26 protein-coding genes and 2 tRNA genes are annotated in these 20,346 nt (G+C 67.4%); 24 read left to right on the top strand and 4 right to left on the bottom strand.

What is annotated here, in order from left to right; translation table 11 throughout:
• The first annotated feature begins 260 nt into the window (after window positions 1–260).
• The 10 genes from ffh (at window position 261) to rimM (ending at window position 6,050) form a co-directional block, all read left to right on the top strand.
• Window positions 261–1,775, top strand: coding sequence for a signal recognition particle protein (ffh, locus tag PVW48_RS19225; protein WP_012177032.1), 1,515 nt, complete (start codon window positions 261–263; stop codon window positions 1,773–1,775).
• Entirely contained in the window at window positions 1,775–2,308 is a 534-nt protein-coding gene (locus tag PVW48_RS19220; protein ID WP_274582557.1) for a GNAT family N-acetyltransferase, read from the top strand. The genes ffh and PVW48_RS19220 overlap by 1 nt, the downstream gene beginning before the upstream one ends.
• The gene (locus PVW48_RS19215) at window positions 2,305–2,820 is read left to right on the top strand and encodes a GNAT family N-acetyltransferase (protein ID WP_274582556.1); all 516 of its coding nucleotides are present in this window, start codon (window positions 2,305–2,307) and stop codon (window positions 2,818–2,820) included. Before PVW48_RS19220 ends, PVW48_RS19215 begins: the two co-directional genes overlap by 4 nt.
• On the top strand, window positions 2,820–3,425 hold the full coding sequence (locus tag PVW48_RS19210; protein ID WP_012177029.1) for a GNAT family N-acetyltransferase: 606 nt from the start codon (window positions 2,820–2,822) through the stop codon (window positions 3,423–3,425). Before PVW48_RS19215 ends, PVW48_RS19210 begins: the two co-directional genes overlap by 1 nt.
• 120 nt (window positions 3,426–3,545) lie before the next feature.
• Window positions 3,546–3,842 carry a chorismate mutase gene (locus PVW48_RS19205; protein ID WP_012177028.1) on the top strand — a complete coding sequence of 99 codons (297 nt, stop codon included), beginning with the start codon at window positions 3,546–3,548 and terminating at the stop codon, window positions 3,840–3,842.
• Between the two features lie 41 nt (window positions 3,843–3,883).
• Entirely contained in the window at window positions 3,884–4,276 is a 393-nt protein-coding gene (gene rpsP / locus PVW48_RS19200; RefSeq protein ID WP_274582554.1) for a 30S ribosomal protein S16, read from the top strand.
• A 28-nt stretch (window positions 4,277–4,304) separates the two neighbouring features.
• Window positions 4,305–4,934: a 5,6-dimethylbenzimidazole synthase gene (gene bluB, locus PVW48_RS19195; protein WP_274582553.1), complete on the top strand. Its 630-nt coding sequence runs from the start codon at window positions 4,305–4,307 to the stop codon at window positions 4,932–4,934.
• A gap of 1 nt (window position 4,935) precedes the next feature.
• Window positions 4,936–5,400 (top strand): EVE domain-containing protein, encoded by a 465-nt coding sequence (locus PVW48_RS19190; RefSeq protein WP_012177025.1) that lies wholly within the window; start codon window positions 4,936–4,938, stop codon window positions 5,398–5,400.
• Between the two features lie 6 nt (window positions 5,401–5,406).
• Window positions 5,407–5,553, top strand: coding sequence for a hypothetical protein (locus tag PVW48_RS19185; RefSeq protein WP_012177024.1), 147 nt, complete (start codon window positions 5,407–5,409; stop codon window positions 5,551–5,553).
• A complete protein-coding gene (gene rimM, locus PVW48_RS19180) occupies window positions 5,550–6,050 on the top strand; it encodes a ribosome maturation factor RimM (protein WP_274582551.1) in 501 nt (166 codons plus the stop codon). Before PVW48_RS19185 ends, rimM begins: the two co-directional genes overlap by 4 nt.
• A gap of 19 nt (window positions 6,051–6,069) precedes the next feature.
• On the opposite strand, the gene PVW48_RS19175 is transcribed toward rimM, so the two are convergent.
• Window positions 6,070–7,059 carry a phosphotransferase gene (locus PVW48_RS19175; RefSeq protein WP_274582549.1) on the bottom strand — a complete coding sequence of 330 codons (990 nt, stop codon included), beginning with the start codon at window positions 7,057–7,059 and terminating at the stop codon, window positions 6,070–6,072.
• Window positions 7,060–7,149: 90 nt separating this feature from the next.
• Between PVW48_RS19175 and trmD the strand changes: the two genes are divergently transcribed.
• From trmD to PVW48_RS19155, 4 genes are all read left to right on the top strand, one after another.
• Complete coding sequence (gene trmD, locus PVW48_RS19170) at window positions 7,150–7,947, top strand: tRNA (guanosine(37)-N1)-methyltransferase TrmD (RefSeq protein WP_274582548.1); 798 nt, start codon at window positions 7,150–7,152, stop codon at window positions 7,945–7,947.
• Between the two features lie 260 nt (window positions 7,948–8,207).
• Window positions 8,208–8,582, top strand: coding sequence for a 50S ribosomal protein L19 (rplS, locus tag PVW48_RS19165; protein WP_012177020.1), 375 nt, complete (start codon window positions 8,208–8,210; stop codon window positions 8,580–8,582).
• An 11-nt stretch (window positions 8,583–8,593) separates the two neighbouring features.
• A complete protein-coding gene (gene rpmE, locus PVW48_RS19160) occupies window positions 8,594–8,815 on the top strand; it encodes a 50S ribosomal protein L31 (RefSeq protein WP_012177019.1) in 222 nt (73 codons plus the stop codon).
• Between the two features lie 117 nt (window positions 8,816–8,932).
• Window positions 8,933–9,811: a 3-keto-5-aminohexanoate cleavage protein gene (locus PVW48_RS19155; protein ID WP_274582547.1), complete on the top strand. Its 879-nt coding sequence runs from the start codon at window positions 8,933–8,935 to the stop codon at window positions 9,809–9,811.
• A gap of 69 nt (window positions 9,812–9,880) precedes the next feature.
• Here the strand turns inward: PVW48_RS19155 and PVW48_RS19150 are convergent, their stop codons facing one another.
• On the bottom strand, window positions 9,881–10,840 hold the full coding sequence (locus PVW48_RS19150) for an MBL fold metallo-hydrolase (RefSeq protein WP_274582546.1): 960 nt from the start codon (window positions 10,838–10,840) through the stop codon (window positions 9,881–9,883).
• Between the two features lie 246 nt (window positions 10,841–11,086).
• Between PVW48_RS19150 and PVW48_RS19145 the strand changes: the two genes are divergently transcribed.
• The gene (locus tag PVW48_RS19145) at window positions 11,087–11,896 is read left to right on the top strand and encodes a division plane positioning ATPase MipZ (RefSeq protein ID WP_274582545.1); all 810 of its coding nucleotides are present in this window, start codon (window positions 11,087–11,089) and stop codon (window positions 11,894–11,896) included.
• Window positions 11,897–11,913: 17 nt separating this feature from the next.
• Here the strand turns inward: PVW48_RS19145 and PVW48_RS19140 are convergent, their stop codons facing one another.
• Entirely contained in the window at window positions 11,914–12,519 is a 606-nt protein-coding gene (locus PVW48_RS19140) for a peptidoglycan-binding protein (RefSeq protein ID WP_274582543.1), read from the bottom strand.
• Window positions 12,520–12,837: 318 nt separating this feature from the next.
• Between PVW48_RS19140 and PVW48_RS19135 the strand changes: the two genes are divergently transcribed.
• The 7 genes from PVW48_RS19135 to yidD all read left to right on the top strand — a co-directional run bounded on the left by PVW48_RS19135 (window position 12,838) and on the right by yidD (window position 17,514).
• Window positions 12,838–13,569 carry a TVP38/TMEM64 family protein gene (locus tag PVW48_RS19135; protein WP_274582542.1) on the top strand — a complete coding sequence of 244 codons (732 nt, stop codon included), beginning with the start codon at window positions 12,838–12,840 and terminating at the stop codon, window positions 13,567–13,569.
• 4 nt (window positions 13,570–13,573) lie between these two features.
• Window positions 13,574–14,986: a dihydrolipoyl dehydrogenase family protein gene (locus PVW48_RS19130; protein WP_274582540.1), complete on the top strand. Its 1,413-nt coding sequence runs from the start codon at window positions 13,574–13,576 to the stop codon at window positions 14,984–14,986.
• An 84-nt stretch (window positions 14,987–15,070) separates the two neighbouring features.
• Window positions 15,071–16,426: a sensor histidine kinase gene (locus PVW48_RS19125; RefSeq protein ID WP_274582599.1), complete on the top strand. Its 1,356-nt coding sequence runs from the start codon at window positions 15,071–15,073 to the stop codon at window positions 16,424–16,426.
• A gap of 51 nt (window positions 16,427–16,477) precedes the next feature.
• Window positions 16,478–16,554, top strand: a tRNA-Arg gene (locus tag PVW48_RS19120).
• Window positions 16,555–16,709: 155 nt separating this feature from the next.
• Window positions 16,710–16,844: a 50S ribosomal protein L34 gene (gene rpmH / locus PVW48_RS19115; protein WP_012177012.1), complete on the top strand. Its 135-nt coding sequence runs from the start codon at window positions 16,710–16,712 to the stop codon at window positions 16,842–16,844.
• Window positions 16,845–16,867: 23 nt separating this feature from the next.
• Window positions 16,868–17,296, top strand: coding sequence for a ribonuclease P protein component (rnpA, locus tag PVW48_RS19110; RefSeq protein WP_443112692.1), 429 nt, complete (start codon window positions 16,868–16,870; stop codon window positions 17,294–17,296).
• Window positions 17,293–17,514 carry a membrane protein insertion efficiency factor YidD gene (gene yidD, locus PVW48_RS19105; RefSeq protein WP_274582539.1) on the top strand — a complete coding sequence of 74 codons (222 nt, stop codon included), beginning with the start codon at window positions 17,293–17,295 and terminating at the stop codon, window positions 17,512–17,514. Before rnpA ends, yidD begins: the two co-directional genes overlap by 4 nt.
• 6 nt (window positions 17,515–17,520) lie before the next feature.
• Here yidD and PVW48_RS19100 read toward each other — a convergent pair.
• A tRNA-Thr gene (locus PVW48_RS19100) sits at window positions 17,521–17,596 on the bottom strand.
• A gap of 171 nt (window positions 17,597–17,767) precedes the next feature.
• Here PVW48_RS19100 and ttcA point away from each other — a divergent pair.
• Together ttcA and PVW48_RS19090 are read left to right on the top strand one after the other, a co-directional pair.
• Window positions 17,768–18,631 carry a tRNA 2-thiocytidine(32) synthetase TtcA gene (gene ttcA, locus PVW48_RS19095; RefSeq protein ID WP_274582538.1) on the top strand — a complete coding sequence of 288 codons (864 nt, stop codon included), beginning with the start codon at window positions 17,768–17,770 and terminating at the stop codon, window positions 18,629–18,631.
• Between the two features lie 92 nt (window positions 18,632–18,723).
• On the top strand, window positions 18,724–20,268 hold the full coding sequence (locus tag PVW48_RS19090) for a putative bifunctional diguanylate cyclase/phosphodiesterase (RefSeq protein ID WP_274582537.1): 1,545 nt from the start codon (window positions 18,724–18,726) through the stop codon (window positions 20,266–20,268).
• Window positions 20,269–20,346 lie beyond the last annotated feature (78 nt).

The raw sequence follows: 20,346 nt of genomic DNA, 5'->3' as shown, positions 1-20,346 counted from the left end.
GCGCGACGCTGCGGGCCGGGGCCCAAGCGGTTTCGAAACCGCTTGCCCGCGCCCGGCAGCCTTGACTCCCGCCCCGCAACAGGCCATACGCCCGCCAAACCCCCGGAGAGCCTGCGCCCTCCGGTCCCTTTGCCCCTGTGCAGGGATCGCCACCCGTCAGCGCGTTGCGCCCACGGGTGCCTTTCCGCTTTGAGCATCGGGATCCCCGCCCTGGGCCGCCCAGACCCGAGAGACCGACAAGACCGACAAGGAAGACCGCGATGTTCGAAAATCTCTCCGACCGCCTCTCCGGTGTCTTCGACCGGCTGACCAAGCAGGGCGCGCTCTCCGAGGCCGATGTCGCCACCGCCCTGCGGGAGGTCCGCGTCGCCCTTCTGGAAGCCGACGTCTCCCTGCCTGTGGCGCGCGACTTCATCAAGGCGGTCCAGGAAAAGGCCACCGGCCAGGCCGTCACCAAATCCGTCACCCCCGGCCAGCAGGTCGTCAAGATCGTCCATGACGAGCTGGTCCATGTCCTGCAGGGCGACGAAGACCCCGGTGCGCTGAAGATCGACAACCCGCCCGCGCCCATCCTGATGGTCGGCCTGCAGGGCGGCGGCAAGACCACCACCACCGCCAAGATCGCCAAGCGCCTCAAGGAGCGTGACGGCAAGAAGATCCTGATGGCCTCGCTCGACGTCAACCGCCCCGCGGCCATGGAACAACTCGCCATCCTCGGCGCCCAGATCGGCGTCGACACCCTGCCCATCGTCAAGGGCGAGGACCCGGTCGCCATCGCCAGGCGCGCGAAAACCCAGGCCTCCCTGGGCGGCTACGACGTCTACATGCTCGACACCGCCGGGCGCCTGTCCATCGACGAAGAGCTCATGGCCCAGGTCGAGGCCGTCCGCGATGTCGCAAACCCGCGCGAGACGCTGCTGGTGGTTGACGGGCTCACCGGCCAAGACGCGGTCACCACCGCCGAGAACTTCGACGACCGCATCGGCATCACCGGCGTCGTGCTGACCCGGATGGACGGCGACGGGCGCGGCGGCGCGGCGCTCTCGATGCGCGCGGTCACCGGCCGCCCGATCCGCTTCGTGGGCCTGGGCGAGAAGATGGATGCGCTGGAGACCTTCGAGCCCGACCGCGTCGCCGGCCGCATCCTCGGGATGGGCGACATCGTGGCGCTCGTGGAAAAGGCCCAGGAAACCATCGAGGCCGAGCAGGCCGAGCGCATGATGAAGCGCTTCCAGAAGGGTCAGTTCAACATGAACGACCTGCGCGGCCAGCTCGAACAGATGGAAAAGATGGGCGGGGTCGAAGGCCTGATGGGCATGATGCCCGGCATGTCCAAGATGAAGGGCAAGCTCGACGAGGCCGGGTTCGACGACAAGGTCATCCGCCGCCAGATCGCCCTGATCCAGTCCATGACCAAGAAGGAGCGCGCCAACCCGCAGATCCTGCAGGCATCGCGCAAGAAGCGGATCGCCAAGGGCGCGGGGATGGAGGTCTCCGACCTCAACAAGCTGCTGAAAATGCACCGCCAGATGTCCGATGCCATGAAGAAGATGGGCAAGATGGGCAAGAAGGGGATGATGAAATCCCTTGGCGGGATGCTCGGCGGCGGCAAGGGCGGCATGCCTCCGGGGATGCCCGGCGATCTCGCGGGCATGAACCCCGCCGACCTGGAAAAGGCCGCCAAGGCCATGGGCAAGATGCCCGGCGGCGGCCTGCCCGGCCTCGGTGGCGGCGCCCTGCCCCCCGGCCTGTCGGGCTTCGGCAAGAAGAAGTGATGCGCGACACCGACCTGCATATCCCCACGCTCACGACCGAGCGGCTGATCCTGCGCCCCCTGGGGCTGGAGGACGTGGACGCGCTCGTGCCGTTCTACGCCACCGAGGGCGTGCGCTTCGTCGGGGGCCCGATGACGCGGGAACAGGTCTGGCGCATGGTCGCGATGGAGCTGGGGCATTGGCAACTGCGCGGCTATGGCCGCTGGGCGGTGGCGCGGCGCGACACCGGCGTCTTTTGCGGCACCGTGGGTCTGTGGTGCCCTGAAGGCTGGCCGGAACCGGAGATCGGCTGGACCCTGCTTCCCGCAGCCCAAGGCCAGGGCATCGCGACCGAGGCGGCCCGCACCGCCCGCCACTACGCCTATGACGTGCTCGACTGGGACACCGCGATCAGCCTGATCGACCCGGCCAATGCGCGCTCCATCGCCCTGGCCGAACGGCTGGGCGCCCGGCATGACGGCATGTACACCCATGAGCGGTTCGGCCCGATGGCCATCTGGCGTCACCCCTCCGCACAGGAGCTCGCCACATGACGCTCCTGACCACCGACCGGCTGATCCTGCGCCCTCCCGCGGCGCGAGACTTCCCCGGCTACCGCGATTTCTACATGTCCGACCGGTCGCGCCACGCCCATGGCCCGCTGAGCGAAGATCAGGCCTGGTACGCCTTCTGCGTCGAGATGGCCCATTGGCCCATGCGCGGCTTCGGCATGTTCACCCTGCTGACCCAGGCCGAGCCCGAGACGCCCATCGGCCTCGTGGGCCCGTGGTTCCCCGCCGACTGGCCGGAGCCCGAGATCGGCTGGCTGCTCTGGCCCGGCGCCGAGGGCCGCGGCTATGCCGACGAGGCCGCCCGCGCCTGCCTGACCCATGCCTTCGGGCACCTGGGCTGGGACACGGCCGTCAGCTATATCGCACCCGAAAACGCCCCGTCCGCCAAACTGGCGGAGAAACTCGGCGCGCATCCGGACCCTGACGCCAAGGCCCCCAAGCCGGGCCTCGATGTCTGGCGCCACGACCCGGCCCTCTGGCACGAGGCCGCCTGATGGGACATCGCGACATCCCCGTGCTGGAAACCCGGCGCCTGGCCCTGCGTGGCCCCGTGCCGGAGGATTACCCGAACTTCAAGGCAACCTTCGCCTCCTACCGGTCGCGCTTCATGGGCGGGCCGCTGAACGCCTACGAGACCTGGATGCTCTACGCCGCCGAGATCGGCCATTGGGAGATCCGCGGCTTCGGCATGTGGATGATCCACGACAAGGCGACCGACGAGACCTACGGCATGGCCGGCGGCTGGCAGCCCGCGAAATGGCCCGAGCGCGAGATCGCCTGGATCATCTGGCCCGAGAAATCCGGCCACGGCTTCGCCCTGGAGGCGGTCCATGCCTGCCGCCGCTACTATTACGACCAGCGCGGCTGGGACGGGGCGGTCAGCTATCTCGACCCGATGGATCTCGACAGCATCCGGCTGGCCGAGCGGCTCGGCGCGGCCAAGGACAAGGCGGCGGCAACGGTGACCGGCGACGACGTGGTCTATCGCCACCCGGCCCCCGCCGCCCTGCGCGGCAGCCAGCTCGCCCACGGCATCGAGATGGAGATCGGCCATTACGCCGACCCGCTGTTTAAACCGAAAGGATACGCCCTTGACTGACCGGACCCGGACCCGCGGTCGGGCGGTTTTGCCCGACAGGTGCCATACACTTGCCCGACACTTGCCCGACACTTGCCCGACGCCGGTTCTGGGCGGTTTTTCGGGCTGCGGAGGACGCCCATGACCGACGCCGTTTCCCGCGCCGCCCAGGTGCTGGCCGAGCACCGCGACAGCATCGACCGGCTGGACGCGATCCTCGTCTTCACGCTGGCCGAGCGGTTCAAGCACACCCAGGCCGTGGGCCGACTGAAGGCCGAGCACGCCCTGCCGCCCTCGGACCCGACCCGCGAAGAAAGCCAGATCAAACGCCTGTCGGAGCTGGCCGAAATGGCCGATCTCGACCCCGACTTCGCCAAGAAATTCCTGAACTTCATCATTCAGGAAGTCATCCAACACCATAAGCAACACCAATCCTGAGCCCCGGCTCAGATCAGAAAAAAGCCAAGGAGAACAAGACAATGGCAATGAAAATCCGGCTCGCCCGCGGCGGCTCCAAGAAACGCCCCTTCTACCGTATCGTGGCCGCCGACAGCCGCATGCCCCGCGATGGGCGCTTCATCGAGAAGCTCGGCACCTACAACCCGCTCCTGCCCAAGGACAGCGAAGACCGCGTGAAGATGGACCTGGAGCGCGTGCAGTACTGGCTGGGCGAAGGCGCCAAGCCGACCGACCGCGTGGCGCGGATGCTGGAGGCCGCCGAGGTGCTGCCCAAGACCGAGCGCAACAACCCCAAGAAGGCCGTGCCGGGCAAGAAGGCCCAGGACCGCGCCGAGGAAAAGGCCGCCAAGGCCGCGGAAGCCTCCGAAGCGCCCGCCGATGAGGCCCCCGCCGAAGAGGCCACTGCCGAGTAATTCGGACGGTTTGGCAAGGGGTTAGCCCATGCGCAGCTTCACGCCCGCGTTTCGCGCGGAACTGACGGAATTGATGCGGTGGCGGCGCGATGTGCGCCGCTTCCGCACCGATCCGGTGCCCGACGCGGTGCTCGCGCGCTGCCTCGACAGCCTGCGCCTGGCCCCCTCGGTGGGCCTGTCCGAGCCGTGGCGCGTGCTGCGGATCGACAGCCCCGCGGCCCGCGCCGCGGCGGCGGCGAATTTCGCCGAGACCAACGCGGATGCCCTTGCGGGGCAGCCGGGCGACAAGGCCGCGGATTACGCGCGGCTGAAACTGTCGGGCATGGACGCCGCCCCGGTACAGCTGGCGATCTATTGCGACACGGATCCGACCAAGGGGTCGGGTCTGGGCGCGGCGAGCATGCCGCAAATGCGCCAGTACTCGGTCGTGTCGGGGGTCACCATGATGTGGCTGACCGCGCGGGCCGAGGGGCTGGGGCTCGGCTGGGTCTCCATTCTGGACCCGGACCGGCTGGCACGGGACCTCGCGGTCCCGGCCACATGGGACCTGATCGGTTACTTCTGCCTCGGCTGGCCCGAGGACGAGGCCGACACCCCGGAATTGGAGCGTCTGGGTTGGGAAGCCCGGGCGGAGGCATTGGAACTGGAGGTCCGCTGACATGGCGCGGTACTGGATCGGATTGGCCGAGCGCGACAGCGTGCAAGCGGCTGTTGCAAACGGGGTTTGCCTGTTCTCGGGCGGCAAGGCCGCAGCCGTGCGCAAGCTCGCGCCGGGGGATTGGGTGCTCTATTACTCACCTCACGAGACCGCCGATGGCGCGGCACTGGAATGCTTCACCGCCGTGGGCGAGGTGATCGACGACACGCCCTGGACCCAGAACTGGACGCAGCTTTGCGCGGGCGGGCCGTCCTGGACCTTCGGCACGGGCCGGGGGTCGGGCCAGACCTGGGTGCGCAAATGCGCCTATGACGCGGTGGGCGAGGTGTCGGTGCGGCCCCTGCTCGGCGCGCTCGACTTCGTGGCCCGGCCGCGCCACTGGGGCCGGACATTCCGGCGCGGGCAGATGGAGATCGGGGCGGCGGATTTCTTCGCCATCGCGGACCGTTTGCGTGCGGTGGCCTGAACGGGGATGGGCAAGACCGTGATCCTCCTGGTGTTCGGCGCAAGCGTCTATATCGGCATGCAGCTGGAACGGCGGCTGGCCGAGGAACGCTGCCTTTCCGCCGGGGGCGCGCCCGATGCGCGCGGCGTCTGCACCGGGGTGGCCGCGCCATGAGCGACCGGGTCTGTGTCGGCGCGGTGGCCGGGGCCTTCGGGGTGCGCGGGGAGCTGCGGATCAAGAGCTTCTGCGCGGTGCCCGAGGATATCGCCAGCTACAACCCCCTGAGTTTCGAGGATGGGCGCGAGACGACCCTGCGCCTGACCGGGCAGATCAAGAACGGCCTGTCGGGGCGGCTGACCGGCGTGAGCAACAAGGAGGCCGCCGACGCCCTGCGCGGCGCGCGGCTCTATGCGCCGCGGGACCGGCTGCCGCGTCTGCCCGATGACGAGTTCTACCATGCCGACCTGATCGGGCTGGCCGTGCATGACACGGGCGGCACCCTTCTGGGCAAGGTGGCGGCGGTACACAATCACGGGGCGGGCGACCTGCTGGAACTGCGCGGACCCGGCCTGAAGGGGAGCGTCTTGCTGCCCTTTACCCAGGCGGTGGTTCCCACCGTGGACCTGGACGCGGGCCGGATCGTGGCCGACCCGCCCGAAGGCCTGTTCTGAGCCCAAAGCCTACGGGCACTCAGGCCACCGCAAGGCAGGTTGCGGTTTTCTGCAACTGCAGAAGCCTTTCCTGCTGAAACGCGGAGCGTCGGGAGGCCACCGCCGGCAGGGCCGCCCAGTCCTGCAGCACCCGGCAGCGGCACAAAAACGCAAGACAGGCATCCTGCGACAGATCCCGGCCATAGCCGTCCGACAGCGCGACCAGATCGGCCGCGGGCAGGCAGCAGGTCGCCTCCACCGCCGCATCGCCGGAAAACCGCGCGCCCAGATCGACGATCAGCCGCGCCATGTCGTATTGCACCGGCGCGCTCTTGTCCTGGGCGAAGTCGATCAGGGTCGCGCGGTTGCCCGACACGATCAGGTTGCGCGCATGCAGGTCGCCGTGTTGGGCCGCGACGCGGACCGGCTGCCCGGCCGCGGTCTGCGCCGCCGCCTCCAGCCCCTCGGCCAGCACCGCAAAGAGATCCGGATCCGCGAGGGTGAGATCCCCGCTCAGCGCCCGGCGGCCCAAGGCACGGATATAGTCCAGCATGGTGGCGGGGTTGAAGGGTTTGTCGCCCTCCGCCGTCGCGCCGTGAAAGGCGGCGAGAAAGCGGCCCGCCCGCTGCAACACCTGTGCGCGCGCGCCCGGTTTGTCGAACCGCAGCAGCATGTGGTCCTGCAGGGTGCGGCCCGGCACGAAGTCCTGCACGGTCGAGAGGGTCTCGGCATCCTCGGCCAGGATCGCGGGCGGCACATGCACCGGATCGCGCATCAGCGCCCGGACCGCGCGCCGCTGCCCGTCGAGGGCCTCGGCCCAGCGACCCCTGTCCTGCGGCTGAAATACCCGTTTGAACACCAGGTCCTGCCCCGCCCCCCCGCGCATTCGCAGCACGATCCGGACCTGGCCCGGATCCTCCCGGCGCCAGAGCTCTTCGGCCTCGAACGCCGCCGGATCGAGACCGGCGAAGGGCGCCAGCCGGGTCCAGCTGCCCAGGGCCGAGGCCATCATCCGATCGCCGGGTGTCATCGCAATCTCCGTGCTTGCCTGTGGCTTCGCGGTCCGTGTCGTGGTCAATTTGCCTTGCAGGTTGCTAAACAATGATTAAACCGCGAGCGCATGACAACGCCTCCCAACCGCTCCCACGGCCGGAAATCCATCTCGGCCACGCTGACGCCTCAGGATCTGATGGCGGCGCGTCCCCGGCTGAAGGGGGCGTGGACCGCCAAGGTGCTCACGCTGTTTCCCAAGGCCTTCCCGGGCGTTCTGGGCGAGAGCCTGACGGGCAAGGCGCTGGACGAAGGGCTCTGGGCGCTGGAGGCGATGGATCTGCGCAGCTTCGGGGTGGGCAAGCACCGCAATGTGGACGACACGCCCGCAGGCGGCGGGGCGGGCATGGTGCTGCGCCCGGATGTGCTGGGCCGGGCGATCGACGCCGCGCGCGCAGGTACGCCGGAGGCGCCGGAGGACTGGCCCATCGTCTATCTCAGCCCCCGGGGCGCGCCCTTTACCCAAGCCCGAGCGCGGGCCTGGTCGCGGACACAGGGAGTGACGCTGCTGTGCGGGCGGTTCGAGGGGGTGGATCAGCGGGTGCTCGACCACTACCCGATCGAGGAGGTCAGCCTGGGGGATTTCGTGCTCACCGGCGGCGAGCTGGCCGCACAGGCCATGATCGACGCCACGGTGCGGCTGCTGCCCGGGGTTCTCGGCAACGCGGCCTCGACGGAGGAGGAGAGCTTCTCCCGGGGCCTGCTGGAGCATCCGCAATACACCCGGCCCGCGGTCTGGAAGGGCCGCGCGATCCCCGAGGTGCTGATGTCCGGGCATCACGGCCAGATCGAGGCCTGGCGCCGGGAGCAGGCGGAGGCCCTGACCCGCGCGCGGCGCCCCGACCTCTGGGCCGCGCGCAAGCCCTGAGCCGCGGGTGGCACGGCGCATGAAAGGCTCTTGATCCGGGGACCATTCCCTCCTATACGGCGCGAGTTCGGTAGGGCACGCCCCCCGGACCCTGATCGCCGTGGCACTTTCTTCGGTGCCGGACCCTCGGCGGGACGGATGCAACATACAAAGACGACCCTATCCTCTGGCGGGCGGTGTATCCGGACCCGGTGAAGACACAGAGCTCTTGGATCGCGACATCACCGTGGGCAAACCACGCGCAACTCAGGAGAGATCAGATGAACCTGATCGCACAGCTCGAAGCCGAGCAGATTGCCGAACTCGGCAAGGACATTCCGGACTTCAAGGCCGGCGACACCATCCGCGTCGGCTACAAGGTGACCGAAGGGACCCGCAGCCGGGTCCAGAATTACGAAGGCGTCTGCATCGCGCGCAAGGGCGGCGATGGAATCGCGGCCTCCTTCACGGTCCGCAAGATCAGCTTCGGCGAAGGCGTGGAGCGGGTCTTCCCCCTGCATTCCACCAATATCGACAGCATCGAGGTGGTCCGTCGCGGCAAGGTGCGGCGCGCCAAGCTCTATTACCTGCGTGCCCGTCGCGGCAAATCGGCCCGGATCGCCGAGCAGACCAACTACAAGCCGAAATCGAACTGAGGGCCGCCGAGATGAAAAAAGACATCCATCCCGAATATCACATCATCGACGTGAAGATGACCGACGGCACCGTGATCCAGATGCGCTCCACCTGGGGGGCCGAGGGCGACCAGCTGTCGCTCGACATCGACCCGTCCGTTCACCCGGCCTGGACCGGCGGCACCTCGCGCCTGCTGGACACCGGCGGCCGCGTGTCGAAGTTCAAGAAGAAATACGAGGGCCTCGGCTTCTGAGCCTGCCGCTCTCTCGATCGTGCAAAGGCGCCCCTTCGTGGGCGCCTTTTTCATGCGGGCTTGTGCGCTGGGGACCGGGGGTGTTGACTGCAGCTCCGAGCCAGCTTGCGAGGACCCATGCCCCAGATCTGCCTTGAAGTCGCGCTGAACGGGCCCTGGTCGCGCAGCCTGCAACCGGGCATGCCGATCACCACCGACGAGTTGATCGCCCAGGGCATCGCTTGTGCCCGGGCCGGGGCGGCGGTGGTCCATGTCCATGTCTACGACCCCGATACCGGGCGGCAGCGGGAGGATTACGACGCCTATGCCAAGGTGATCGAGGGGATCCGCGCAGTGGAGGACGTGATCGTCTACCCGACCCTGCCGCTTTCGGGCTCAAGGGACGCGGCGACGGCGATGACGCCGGAGGCGCGGTTTGCCGTGGTCGAGGCGCTGGCCCGGGACGGGCTGCTGGAATGGGCGGTGGTGGATCCGGGCTGCGCGATCCTGTCGAGCCTGTCGGAAATCCGCGCAGGCCGGGAGGGGTTCGTTTACCACAATTCGGAGGCGGAGGTCCGGCACGGGCTGGATCTCGCCCGGACTTACGGGTTTCACCCGAGCTATGCGATCTATGAGCCGGGCTTCGCCCGTCTGGGGGCGGCCCTGGCCGCACAGGTGCCGGGTGTGCCCCGCCCAATCTACAGGTTCATGTTCTCCGAAGGGTTCACCTTCGGATATCCGCCACGGGGCTATGCGCTGGACAGCTACCTTGCGCTGATGGCCGAGCTGGACCCCGGCGCCCCCTGCATGATCGCGGGATTGCAGGTGGATATCCTGCCGCTGATCGGGGCCGCGGTGCCGGCAGGCGTCCATGTGCGCGTGGGCCTGGAGGATGCGCCCTTCGGCACGGAGCTGAGCAATATCGGCTGGACCGAGGCGGCGGCGCAGGCCATCGCGCAATCGGGCGGAACGCTGGCCGGAGCGGCCGAGATACGGCGCAAGATCGCGGGCCGCTGACGCGCGAGGGCGCACGGCGCCACGTGCAAGCGCGTTCGAACGCGCTTGTGCCCTGCGGACGCCCCGCGCCTAGAGCCAACTGGCCGGCACGTAGCGGAACGCGTCGCCGGCGCGCTGGATGCGTCCGAACCCCGGGAAATGCACATGGCTGCCGGCGATCAGCACCCCGTCGCTTGCGGCCTCCTCGAACAGACGCCGCCGGGACTGCGCCGCGGCTGCCGGGTCCACGTCGAAGCCGAAGCCCACATCGGGCATCGCGGTATGCAGGTCCGCACTGTGCAGCGTATCGGCAAGCATCAGGAGCTGCCGGTCGCCGCCGTCGATGCGCAGCACCGCGTGTCCCGGGGTATGTCCCGGAGAGAGGATCAGCCGCACCCCCGGTGCGACCTCCGCCCCGTCGGCCACGCGGGTGACCCGGTCGCCACAGGCCTCGACGACGGTTTGCGCCAGCTGGAACAGCCCCTGCGCCTCCGTCGGCGCCTGGGCCATCATCCCGGCATCGAGCCAGAACCCCGCCTCGGCCTCGGCCATCACCAGCTCCGCATTGGCGAAGACCACGGCACCGTCCGCAACAAGACCGCCCAGATGGTCGGGATGCGCGTGGGTCAGGATCACCGTGTCCACATCGCCCGGCGCCACGCCCGCCGCGCCCAGCGCCGCGGCCACGCGCCCGAAGCCCGGGCCGAGCAGATCGACCTCCCCCATGCCGGCATCGATCAGGATCGTGCGGTCGTCGGAGCGCAGGAGATAGGCCGTGACAGGCGCGGGCAGCAGGTCAGGGCCCAGGCCCATCTCCGCCAGCTTGGCGTCGATCGCCCCTTCGTCGGGGCCGAAGAAGAAAGGCCGTCCCAGAGGCGCCATCCCGTCGAGGAGCGCCGTGATTCGGTACGCCCCAAGCGGCATCTCGACCAGCCCGGGTGTGGCCATGCCCCCGGGGCCTGCGGCCTGCACGGCACTGGACAGCAGCGCGGCCGGGAGCGATAGGGCGAGGGCGGCGCGGCCAAGGGCGCGGCGTGTCAGGTTGGGCATTGGGGGATCCTCCGTGTTGTGTTTGGCGACGAGCCTACCGGCTCCCCAGGGGGAGGGATATCCCGAAACGGCGCGTCGGCAGCGGGGCGCGCGTTAACCAAACACAAAGCCCTTCCTGCGATGAACATCTGCAATGGCTTGGATTTGAGCCGATTGTCGCCGTTTTGGGATTCCAATGCGGGGAGCAGCTTTGTACTGTCCCGGCCAACCGGCGGGGACAAGGACCGGTCGCAGAAAGGGCGCGCAGTGGCACATATCATCGTTTTCGGCAACGAGAAGGGCGGATCGGGCAAGTCCAGCACCTGCATGCATGTGGCCACCGCCCTGGCGCGGATGGGTCACCGGGTGGGCGGGCTCGACCTCGACCTGCGGCAGCGCAGCTTCGGCCGCTACCTGGAGAACCGCAAGGCCTCCTGCGAGCGGGAGGGGATCGCCCTGCCCACGCCGGAACTGATCGAGTTGCCGCAGATCGACCCGGCGAGCCTGCCGGAGGGCGAGAACGTGTGGGATTACCGGCTGAGCGCTGCGGTCTCGTCGCTCGAAGAGGAATGCGATTTCGTGGTGATCGACTGTCCCGGCTCCCATACCCGGCTGAGCCAGGTCGCCCATTCGCTCGCCGATACGCTGATCACGCCGCTGAACGACAGCTATGTGGATTTTGACATGCTGGCGCGGATCGATCCGACCACCAACAAGGTGCTCGGGCCCTCGGTCTATTCCGAGATGGTGTGGGATGCGCGGCAATTGCGGGCGCGCGCGGGCCTGCCGCCGATCGAATGGGTGGTGCTGCGAAACCGGCTGGGCACCCAGTACATGCACAACAAGAAGAAGATCGGCGACGCGCTGAAGGACCTGAGCAAGCGGATCGGCTGCCGGGTCATTCCGGGTTTCTCGGAGCGGGTGATCTTCCGCGAGCTGTTTCCCCGGGGGCTGACCCTGCTGGATCTGCGCGACATCGGGATCGACAAGCTGAACATGTCCAACGTCGCCGCGCGTCAGGAGCTGCGCGAACTGGTCAAGGCGCTGAACCTGCCGGGCGTCGAGGTCGACTTCTAGGGGTCCGGGTAACGCTCCTAGCTACAGCTCAGCGCGACCACCGTATCCCAATGGTCGATCTCGACGTTCAACCGTGACGGCCTGAAGTCCATTGTGATCGGCCCGCGGCCGATCACGCGCACATACTCTGCCCCCGGCAGATAAAGACGCTGTTTGAGGTCGATTTGCGTGTTCAGAAGCGCTGCATTCTGCCACGCACCGCAGCGATCCTGCTCCCGCGATGTCCGGATACCGAGGCGCTCCGGAGGCGGGCTTAGCGCTTCGCGCAACCAGAACTTCGGCCCCGCCTCCGCCAACCGCGCCCGACCAACCGCGTCCAGCGCATCAGGATCCACGGTTTCCCGTGCCGCATAGGTACGCTCGAGGAAGGTCAGGGACTGGCGGCGGTGCGCAAGACCCAACGCCTCGACCGGGATCGGGCCGCGGTGCACATAAGCCAGCGCCTCGGTCAACGCATGTTGGGTGGCCGGACCGGCGATCCCGTCCACGCGACCGGTGTAAAACCCGTAATAGGCCAGCCAGGTCTGCAAATCGGTGAGGTAAGCCGCATGTTCGGCCTCTCGAGCGGCCTTCTCATCGGGTGTTTCGGGGGCCTTCGTTTGCGACTGAAGGAGCTTCAGCAAGATTTCGCTGCCAGTCCCTTGCGCCAGAACCGGCGCGGTCCCGAGACAGAGCAAGACGACGACCGCACAAGGAAGACCCGAAATTCGCATGACACACCTCAAACCGGCACAACATGTACGGTAGGATCGGGCCGTCGCCCTGTCCAGATTGTAACAAACCCTGCCCGGCCTTGCCCAAAGGTTACAGTTTTCGGAGCCGCTTGTTGCAAACGGTGCGAAATCCTCACCCCGGATCAACCGGGCGTGATCGACCTAACAGTGACGCGCATTCAGGCTCAATTCATGGGACAACAGCCCCACATGCAAAGGACCCCCGGGATGTCGATTATGGATGAAAACCGCAAAGCCGCGCTGCCCCGCTGGGTGCCCATCGCCGGTATCGCCGCCATTGCCGCCATTGGCGCCTTCACCCTCAGGGACACGCTGAGCTTCCAGGCGCTGGCCGAGAACCGCGAGGCGCTGATCGCCTTTCGCGATGCGAATTTCGGCCTGACCATAGGGGTTTACCTGGCCGTCTACATCGCGGTTGTGGCGTTCTCCCTGCCCGGGGCGACCATCACCACCCTGACCGGCGGGTTCCTCTTCGGGCTGGGCACGGGTACCTTGCTGACGGTGTTTGCCGCCACCATTGGCGCGACGATCATCTTTCTCGCCGCCCGCTGGGGCCTGGGGGAACGGCTCGCCGCGAAGATGGACGCCTCGGAGGGCCGCGTGAAACAGCTCAAGGCCGGGCTTGCGGAAAACGAGATCAGCGTGCTGTTCCTGATGCGCCTCGTGCCCGCGATCCCGTTCTTCGTCGCCAACCTGCTGCCCGCGCTGGTGGGGGTGAAGCTACGCAACTTCGTCTTCACGACCTTTTTCGGGATCATCCCCGGCACCGCCGTCTACACTTGGGTCGGCGCGGGCTTGGGCGAGGTCTTCGCCCGCGGCGAAACCCCGAACCTCGGCATCATTTTCGAGCCCCATATCCTCGGCCCCATTCTCGGGCTTTCGGCGCTCGCCCTGCTGCCCATTCTCCTGAAGTATTTCCGCAAGACCAAAGGCGCCTGATCCCATGACCAACCGAATTGAAACCGATATCTGCGTGATCGGCGCGGGCTCCGGCGGGTTGTCCGTCGCCGCAGGGGCCGTCCAGATGGGGGCGCGGGTCGTCCTGATCGAAGGCCACCTGATGGGGGGCGACTGCCTGAACTTCGGCTGCGTGCCCTCCAAGGCGTTGATCGCCGCAGGCAAGCAGGCCCATATCGTGCGCACCGGCGGCTTCGGCGTCGCGCCCGCGGAGCCGGTGATCGACTACGCCGCCGCCAAGGAACATGTGCGCCGCGTCATCGACACCATCGCCCCGGTGGACAGCCAGGAACGCTTCGAGGGCCTCGGCTGCACGGTGATCCGTGAATACGCCTCCTTCATCTCGGAAACCGAGCTTCAGGCGGGTGACACGGTCATCACGGCGCGCCGCTTCGTCATCGCCACCGGATCCCGCCCCTTCGTGCCGCCGATTCCAGGTGTCGAGGACGTGCCCTATTACACCAACGAGACGATCTTCGACCTGCGCGAGAAGCCCGAGCACCTGATCATCATCGGCGGTGGCCCGATCGGGATGGAAATGGCCCAGGCCCATGTGCGGCTCGGCTGCAAGGTCACGGTGCTGGAGGGCGCGCAGGCGCTTGGCAAGGATGACCCGGAACTTGCCGCCATCGCGCTGGAACGGCTGCGCGGCGAGGGGATCGAGATCATCGAAGGCGCGCAGGCCTCGAACATCTCGGGCAAGGGCGGCGCGATTACGGTCGAGACCGCCAATGGCCAAAGCGTCACCGGCACCCACCTCCTGATGGCCGTGGGGCGCACGCCGAACCTCGACAAGCTGAACCTGGAGGCGGCGAAGGTCGACCATGACCGCCGCGGGTTGAAGGTGGATGCCTCGCTGCGGACCACCAACAAGCGCATCTACGGCGCGGGCGACGTGGCCGGGCCGCTGCAGTTCACCCATGTGGCGGGGTATCACGCGGGCATCCTGATCCGGCAGCTGGTGCTCGGCCTGCCCGCGAAAACCCGCGACGACCATGTGCCTTGGGCCACCTATACGGACCCCGAGATCGCGCAGGTCGGCCTGACCGAGGCACAGGCGCGCGAGAAGCACGGCGCCGCCCTCGAGGTCGCCCGGTTCGAATATGACGAGAACGACCGCGCCATCGCGTCGGGCAAGACCACCGGCCTGATCAAGGTGATGGTGGTCAAGGGCCGCCCGATCGGGGCCTCCATCGTCGGTGCCGAGGCCGGCGAGTTGATCGGCCTCTGGGCCTATGCCATCGCCAACAAGCACAAGATGAGCGCGGTTGCCAACATGATCGCGCCCTACCCAACCCTGGGCGAAATCAACAAGCGCGCGGCGGGGGCCTATTTCTCCCCCCGGCTGTTCGAGAGCGCTCTGGTCAAGCGGATCGTACGCATTGTCCAGAAGTTCTGACAGGCGTATGTCAGGGATCAGAAAGGAGCGACCCACGTGAATTCGCTGTCCGGACGGTTCCTGGTGCTGACCATCATCTTCGTGATGCTGGCCGAGGTGCTCATCTTCGTGCCCTCGGTCGCGCGGTTTCGCGAGGATTACCTGCTGGACCGGCTGGAACGGGCGCAGATCGCCTCCCTCGCCCTGCTGGCGACGCCCGACGACATGGTCGCGCCAGAGCTGGAGGCGGAACTTCTAGCCAATGCCGAGGTGTTCAACGTGGTGTTGCGACGGGACGAAGTGCGGCAGCTGATCCTGTCGCGTCCCATGCCGCCGGAAATCTACGGCACCTATGATCTGCGCGACCCGTCCGCCTATGAGCTGATCCGCGATGCGCTGTGGAACATCGTGATGACCGAGGACCAGGTGATCCGGGTGATCGGCAACCCGGTGCGCGGCGCCGGTGAGGTGATCGAGATCACCATGCCCACGGGCCCCCTGCGCGCCGCCCTGATCGATTACGGCATCCGCATCCTGATCCTGTCGGCGGTGATCTCGATCTTCACCGCGGCGCTGCTGTTTCTTGCGGTGCGGCGGTTCCTGGTCAAACCCATGCGGCGGGTGGTGGACCACATGACCGCCTATGCCGAGGCGCCGGAGGATGCGCGCCGGATCATCATTCCCGATGCGGGCGTGCGGGAGCTGCGCGATGCCGAGGCCGCCCTGCAATCATTGCAGACCCAGTTGACCACGGCGCTCAAGCAGAAGGACCGGCTGGCGCAGCTCGGCTCTGCGGTGGCCAAGATCAGCCATGATCTGCGCAATGTGCTGACCGTCGCACAGCTGCTCGCGGACCGGATGGAACGCTCCGAAGACCCCACCGTGCAGAAGGCCGCGCCGAAGCTCGTCCGCTCCATCAGCCGGGCGGTCAATCTCTGCGAGGGCACCCTGGCCTTCGGCAAGGCCGAAGAGCTGCCGCCTACCCTGTCGCGCTTCAACCTCGCCCCTCTGATCGACGACGTGCTCGACAGCGAGGCATTGGCCTGCGACCCGAGCGAGATCGTGCTGCGCGCCGAAATCCCGCCGGGGCTGATGATCCGGGCCGACAGCGAGCAGCTCTACCGCGTGATCACCAACCTCGTGCGCAATGCCCGCCAGGCGATCGAGGCGACCGGCCAGCCCGGTGAGATCTGCGTCGCGGCGCGCGAAGAGGATGCCGAATGGGTGGTCTGCATCCGCGACAGTGGCCCCGGCCTGCCCCCCAAGGCCCGCGACAATCTGTTCACCGCCTTCCAGGGCGGGGTGCGCAAGGGCGGTACGGGCCTGGGCCTCGTGATCGCGGCCGAGCTGGTGCGCGGCCATGGCGGCGCGCTCGACCTGGTGCGCTCGGACGAGAGCGGTACGGAGTTCGCCCTGCGGCTGCCACGCAACTCCGCCATCCTCGACGCCGCGGCGGAATGACGAAAAACCGGCTTGCAAAGGCAGGACCGGGGCGCTAGTCACCACCCTCACGGACCGATAGCTCAGCTGGATAGAGTACTTGACTACGAATCAAGGGGTCGGGGGTTCGAATCCTCCTCGGTCCGCCACTTTTCCACCGGCCTGCGCGCTGCAAGGCCACCGGGAAAAGGGCAGAACGCTTCATACGCGTTGACATGAACGGCCCGCGCCTCGTATAGGCGGGTTCTGAAATTTTCGGGTCCAACCGCCGTCCGGGCGGCGGGCCAACCGAAGGAGAGACACGATGAAGCGTACGTTCCAGCCGTCGAACCTGGTTCGCAAGCGTCGCCACGGGTTCCGCGCGCGCATGGCCACCAAGGCCGGCCGCAAGATCCTGAACGCCCGCCGCGCCCGCGGTCGCAAGTCGCTGAGCGCCTGAGCTCTGCCGCTGGCCTTCGGGCTATGACGACAGCGCCCGCACAAGCCGCGACCGGGGCCGAGATGGCCCCCTCCCCGCCGCCCGCATCTTCGCAGGCGGCGCTTTGTGTTTTGACCAAACGCGCGGATTTCCTGCGCGCCGCCCGAGCCCGGCGCCAGTCCGCGCCGGCTTTCCTGTTGCAGGCGCGCCGCCGGGCGCCGGACGAGCCCGCGACGGGCATCCGCATCGGCTTCACCTGCTCGAAAAAGGTCGGCAACGCGGTCGCGCGCAACCGCGCCAAGCGGCGGCTGCGCGAGATCGCCCGCCTGGAGCTGCCCACTCACGGCCGGGACGGCTGGGATTACGTGCTGATCGGGCGCAAGGCGGTCACGGCGGAGCGGGATTTCACCCTGCTGCGCGCGGACCTCGCCGCTGCCCTCGCCCGGATCCACGGCAAGGGGCGCCCGTCATGAGCCCGCTGGCCTGGCTCCTGTCCCTGCCCGTGCGGGCCTACCGGCTGATCTTTTCGCCCTGGGTCGGGTTCAACTGCCGCTACGATCCCACCTGTTCGGCCTACGCGATGGAGGCTTTGCGCAAACATGGCGGTGTGAAGGGCGGCTGGCTCGCCCTGCGCCGCATCCTGCGCTGCCACCCTTGGGGCGGGACGGGCGTAGATGACGTGCCGGATTGAGATACGTGGTGCCTCAAGAGGGACTCGAACCCCCGACCTTGTCCTTACGAAGGACCTGCTCTACCAGCTGAGCTATTGAGGCAACGGCGGTTGCTTACCGTGGCGGCCCGACCATCACAAGACCAATTATGCGCCGCCCGGTTCCTCCCCGCAGCTGCGACAACGCTGGTGATCCAGCCGCTTTCGCCCACCGGCGATTGACGCACCCCGCCTCCCTCCCCTATCCCGGCAACAGCCAATCCGGAGGGATCAGATGCTCGACGACGCCGACATTCACCCGCTGTTTCACAACGCGCCCGGCACGACCGAGTTCAAGAAGCTGCGCAAGCGGATCATCCGCAATGTCCGGGAGGCGATCGACCTTTACGGCATGGTCGAGCGCGAGGCCCGCGAGGGGACGAAGCCGCGTTGGCTGGTATGCCTTTCCGGCGGCAAGGACAGCTACACCCTGCTCGCGGCTCTGACCGAGCTGCAATGGCGCGGGTTGCTGCCGGTGGAGATCCTGGCCTGCAATCTCGACCAGGGGCAGCCAGGGTTTCCGGCGACGGTGCTGCCGGAGTTCCTGGAGCGCATGGGCGTGCCGCATCGGATCGAGTACCAGGACACCTATTCCATCGTGATGGACAAGGTGCCCGCGGGGCGGACCTATTGCGCGCTCTGCTCGCGGTTGCGTCGGGGCAACCTATATCGGATCGCGCGGGAGGAGGGGTGTTCGGCCGTGGTGCTGGGGCATCACCGGGACGACATTCTAGAGACATTTTTCATGAACCTCTTCCACGGCGGACGCCTTGCGACCATGCCACCGAAACTGGTCAACGAAGAGGGCGATCTGTTCGTGCTCCGGCCCCTCGCCCATGTGGCAGAGGCCGACTGCGCGCGCTTCGCCAAGGCCCTCGACTACCCGATCATTCCCTGCGACCTCTGCGGCAGCCAGGACGGCCTGCAACGCCAGCAGGTCAAGGCCCTTCTGGATGGGTGGGAGGCGAACTCCCCCGGACGGCGCCAGGTCATGTTCAAGGCGCTGACCAATATCCGCCCGTCTCACATGCTCGACCCGAACCTGTTCGACTTTGCCGGGCTCGGGCTTGCGGACGCATTTTCGGAAAATCCGAAGTAGATTGATCCACCCCGTTAATGGTCTGCGCATGGTGATCCCCTAGCCTGATGGCGAGCGCCCGGCATGCGGCGCGCGCAGCAAGAGGCAGTGGCGTGTTGGTTTCACGATTTCTCGATTTCTTCCGATCCACCGGCAAGCAGTTGTTCCGCGACCCCGCATTGCTGGCCGGGTTCATCCCGCTCTTCGTGGCCCTGTCCTACTCGACGCGGGACATCCGTTGGCTGATCGGTGCCAGCACGCTCATCCCTTTCCTGGTTCTGGCGATCAGGGCCTTCGATGTGGTCACCTCTCCAAAGGGCGGGCGCGACGGACTGACGGGCCTGCCCTGCCGCGCCGCGTTGCTGGAGGTGCTGGACAAGTACTTCGCCACACCCGGGGCCAGTACCCGGACCGCGGCGTGCATGGTCATCGACCTCGACGACTTTCACAGTTTCAATGAACGCTGGGGACGTGAGGCTGCGGACGAGGTTCTGCGCCAGACCGCGAATCGCCTGCGCAGCGCAGTGCGCGACAACGACCTCGTGGTGCGGCTCGATGCGGACGCCTTCGCGCTCTACCTCGGACCATCCGAAGGCATGACGCTCGACTCCACCCTGTCGATCGCCGACCGCATCCAGCGCGCCCTCAGCGAGCCGCTGGTGCTGCACGGGCTCACCGCTTATGTCAGCGCCTCGGTCGGGATTGCGCTTGCCAGCAAATCACCCGAACCGACGGCTGCCAGCCTGCTTGTCGCCGCGGAGCGCGCCATGGTCGAAGCCCGTTCCCAGGGGGCCGGTGCCCTGCGGCTGTTCTCGGCCGAGATGCAGACGGAGATTCGCGCCAGCCACGAGTTGGCCGAAGATCTGGCCAAGGCTCTGGAGAACGGCGAAATCGTTGCCTGGTTCCAGCCTCAGGTCTCCACTGAAACCGGGCAGGTCACGGGCTTCGAGGCGCTGGCTCGGTGGGACCACCCCAGCCGCGGCATCGTGTCCCCGGCGGAGTTTCTGCCGGCCATCGAAGCCTCCGGACGTACTGAACGCCTGAGCGAGGTCATGCTCTACCAGGGGCTGAAAGCCCTCGTCGCATGGGAGCGGGGCGGCTTCGTGATCCCCTCCATCGGTGTCAATTTCGCGGGGCTCGAGTTGCGCAATCCCCACCTGATCGACAAGGTGAAATGGGAGCTGGACCGGTTCGGCCTGACGGCAGATCGGCTGTCGGTGGAAATCCTCGAGACCGTCATCACCGAGACCGATGACGACATAGTTCTTCGCAATATCAAGGCGCTGGGGGAGCTTGGCTGCGGCATCGACCTCGACGATTTCGGCACCGGCCATGCCTCCATCAGTGCGATCAAACGCTTCAAGACCAGCCGCATCAAGATCGACCGGTCCTTCGTCACCCATATCGACAAGGATGGGGAGCAGCAGCGCATGGTCGCCGCCATCCTGACAATGGCGCAGCAACTCCAGGTGGAGTCGCTGGCCGAAGGTGTCGAGACCATCGGTGAACACTCGATCCTCGCCCAGCTCGGCTGCCAGCACGTACAGGGGTTCGGGATCGCGCGGCCAATGCCCTTCGAGGACACCTTTGCCTGGCTGGCCGAGCATGAGCGCAAACGCGCCCCCACGCCCCGGATCGAACGCCAACGCGGCGCTTGAGCCGCGGCATTCCGGGCGTGTCGCCACCCCCCGGGTGGTCACATTCGGGAAAATGACTTGACCTTTTTCGGTCCACTC

Origin of the sequence: Dinoroseobacter sp. PD6, from assembly GCF_028807315.1 — a bacterium.
Taxonomy (GTDB): domain Bacteria; phylum Pseudomonadota; class Alphaproteobacteria; order Rhodobacterales; family Rhodobacteraceae; genus Dinoroseobacter; species Dinoroseobacter shibae.
The sequence above is the reverse complement of the archived record's forward strand: the minus strand, read 5'-3'. Positions and strand labels throughout refer to the sequence as shown.

Bases quoted from the DNA above. Each gene is read 5' to 3' on its own strand.
- ffh (WP_012177032.1), top strand. From the start codon at position 261: ATGTTCGAAAATCTCTCCGACCGCCTCTCCGGTGTCTTCGACCGGCTG.
- PVW48_RS19220 (WP_274582557.1), top strand. From the start codon at position 1,775: ATGCGCGACACCGACCTGCATATCCCCACGCTCACGACCGAGCGGCTG.
- PVW48_RS19215 (WP_274582556.1), top strand. From the start codon at position 2,305: ATGACGCTCCTGACCACCGACCGGCTGATCCTGCGCCCTCCCGCGGCG.
- PVW48_RS19210 (WP_012177029.1), top strand. From the start codon at position 2,820: ATGGGACATCGCGACATCCCCGTGCTGGAAACCCGGCGCCTGGCCCTG.
- PVW48_RS19205 (WP_012177028.1), top strand. From the start codon at position 3,546: ATGACCGACGCCGTTTCCCGCGCCGCCCAGGTGCTGGCCGAGCACCGC.
- rpsP (WP_274582554.1), top strand. From the start codon at position 3,884: ATGGCAATGAAAATCCGGCTCGCCCGCGGCGGCTCCAAGAAACGCCCC.
- bluB (WP_274582553.1), top strand. From the start codon at position 4,305: ATGCGCAGCTTCACGCCCGCGTTTCGCGCGGAACTGACGGAATTGATG.
- PVW48_RS19190 (WP_012177025.1), top strand. From the start codon at position 4,936: ATGGCGCGGTACTGGATCGGATTGGCCGAGCGCGACAGCGTGCAAGCG.
- PVW48_RS19185 (WP_012177024.1), top strand. From the start codon at position 5,407: ATGGGCAAGACCGTGATCCTCCTGGTGTTCGGCGCAAGCGTCTATATC.
- rimM (WP_274582551.1), top strand. From the start codon at position 5,550: ATGAGCGACCGGGTCTGTGTCGGCGCGGTGGCCGGGGCCTTCGGGGTG.
- PVW48_RS19175 (WP_274582549.1), bottom strand. From the start codon at position 7,059: ATGACACCCGGCGATCGGATGATGGCCTCGGCCCTGGGCAGCTGGACC.
- trmD (WP_274582548.1), top strand. From the start codon at position 7,150: ATGACAACGCCTCCCAACCGCTCCCACGGCCGGAAATCCATCTCGGCC.
- rplS (WP_012177020.1), top strand. From the start codon at position 8,208: ATGAACCTGATCGCACAGCTCGAAGCCGAGCAGATTGCCGAACTCGGC.
- rpmE (WP_012177019.1), top strand. From the start codon at position 8,594: ATGAAAAAAGACATCCATCCCGAATATCACATCATCGACGTGAAGATG.
- PVW48_RS19155 (WP_274582547.1), top strand. From the start codon at position 8,933: ATGCCCCAGATCTGCCTTGAAGTCGCGCTGAACGGGCCCTGGTCGCGC.
- PVW48_RS19150 (WP_274582546.1), bottom strand. From the start codon at position 10,840: ATGCCCAACCTGACACGCCGCGCCCTTGGCCGCGCCGCCCTCGCCCTA.
- PVW48_RS19135 (WP_274582542.1), top strand. From the start codon at position 12,838: ATGTCGATTATGGATGAAAACCGCAAAGCCGCGCTGCCCCGCTGGGTG.
- PVW48_RS19130 (WP_274582540.1), top strand. From the start codon at position 13,574: ATGACCAACCGAATTGAAACCGATATCTGCGTGATCGGCGCGGGCTCC.
- PVW48_RS19125 (WP_274582599.1), top strand. From the start codon at position 15,071: ATGCTGGCCGAGGTGCTCATCTTCGTGCCCTCGGTCGCGCGGTTTCGC.
- rpmH (WP_012177012.1), top strand. From the start codon at position 16,710: ATGAAGCGTACGTTCCAGCCGTCGAACCTGGTTCGCAAGCGTCGCCAC.
- rnpA (WP_443112692.1), top strand. From the start codon at position 16,868: ATGACGACAGCGCCCGCACAAGCCGCGACCGGGGCCGAGATGGCCCCC.
- yidD (WP_274582539.1), top strand. From the start codon at position 17,293: ATGAGCCCGCTGGCCTGGCTCCTGTCCCTGCCCGTGCGGGCCTACCGG.
- ttcA (WP_274582538.1), top strand. From the start codon at position 17,768: ATGCTCGACGACGCCGACATTCACCCGCTGTTTCACAACGCGCCCGGC.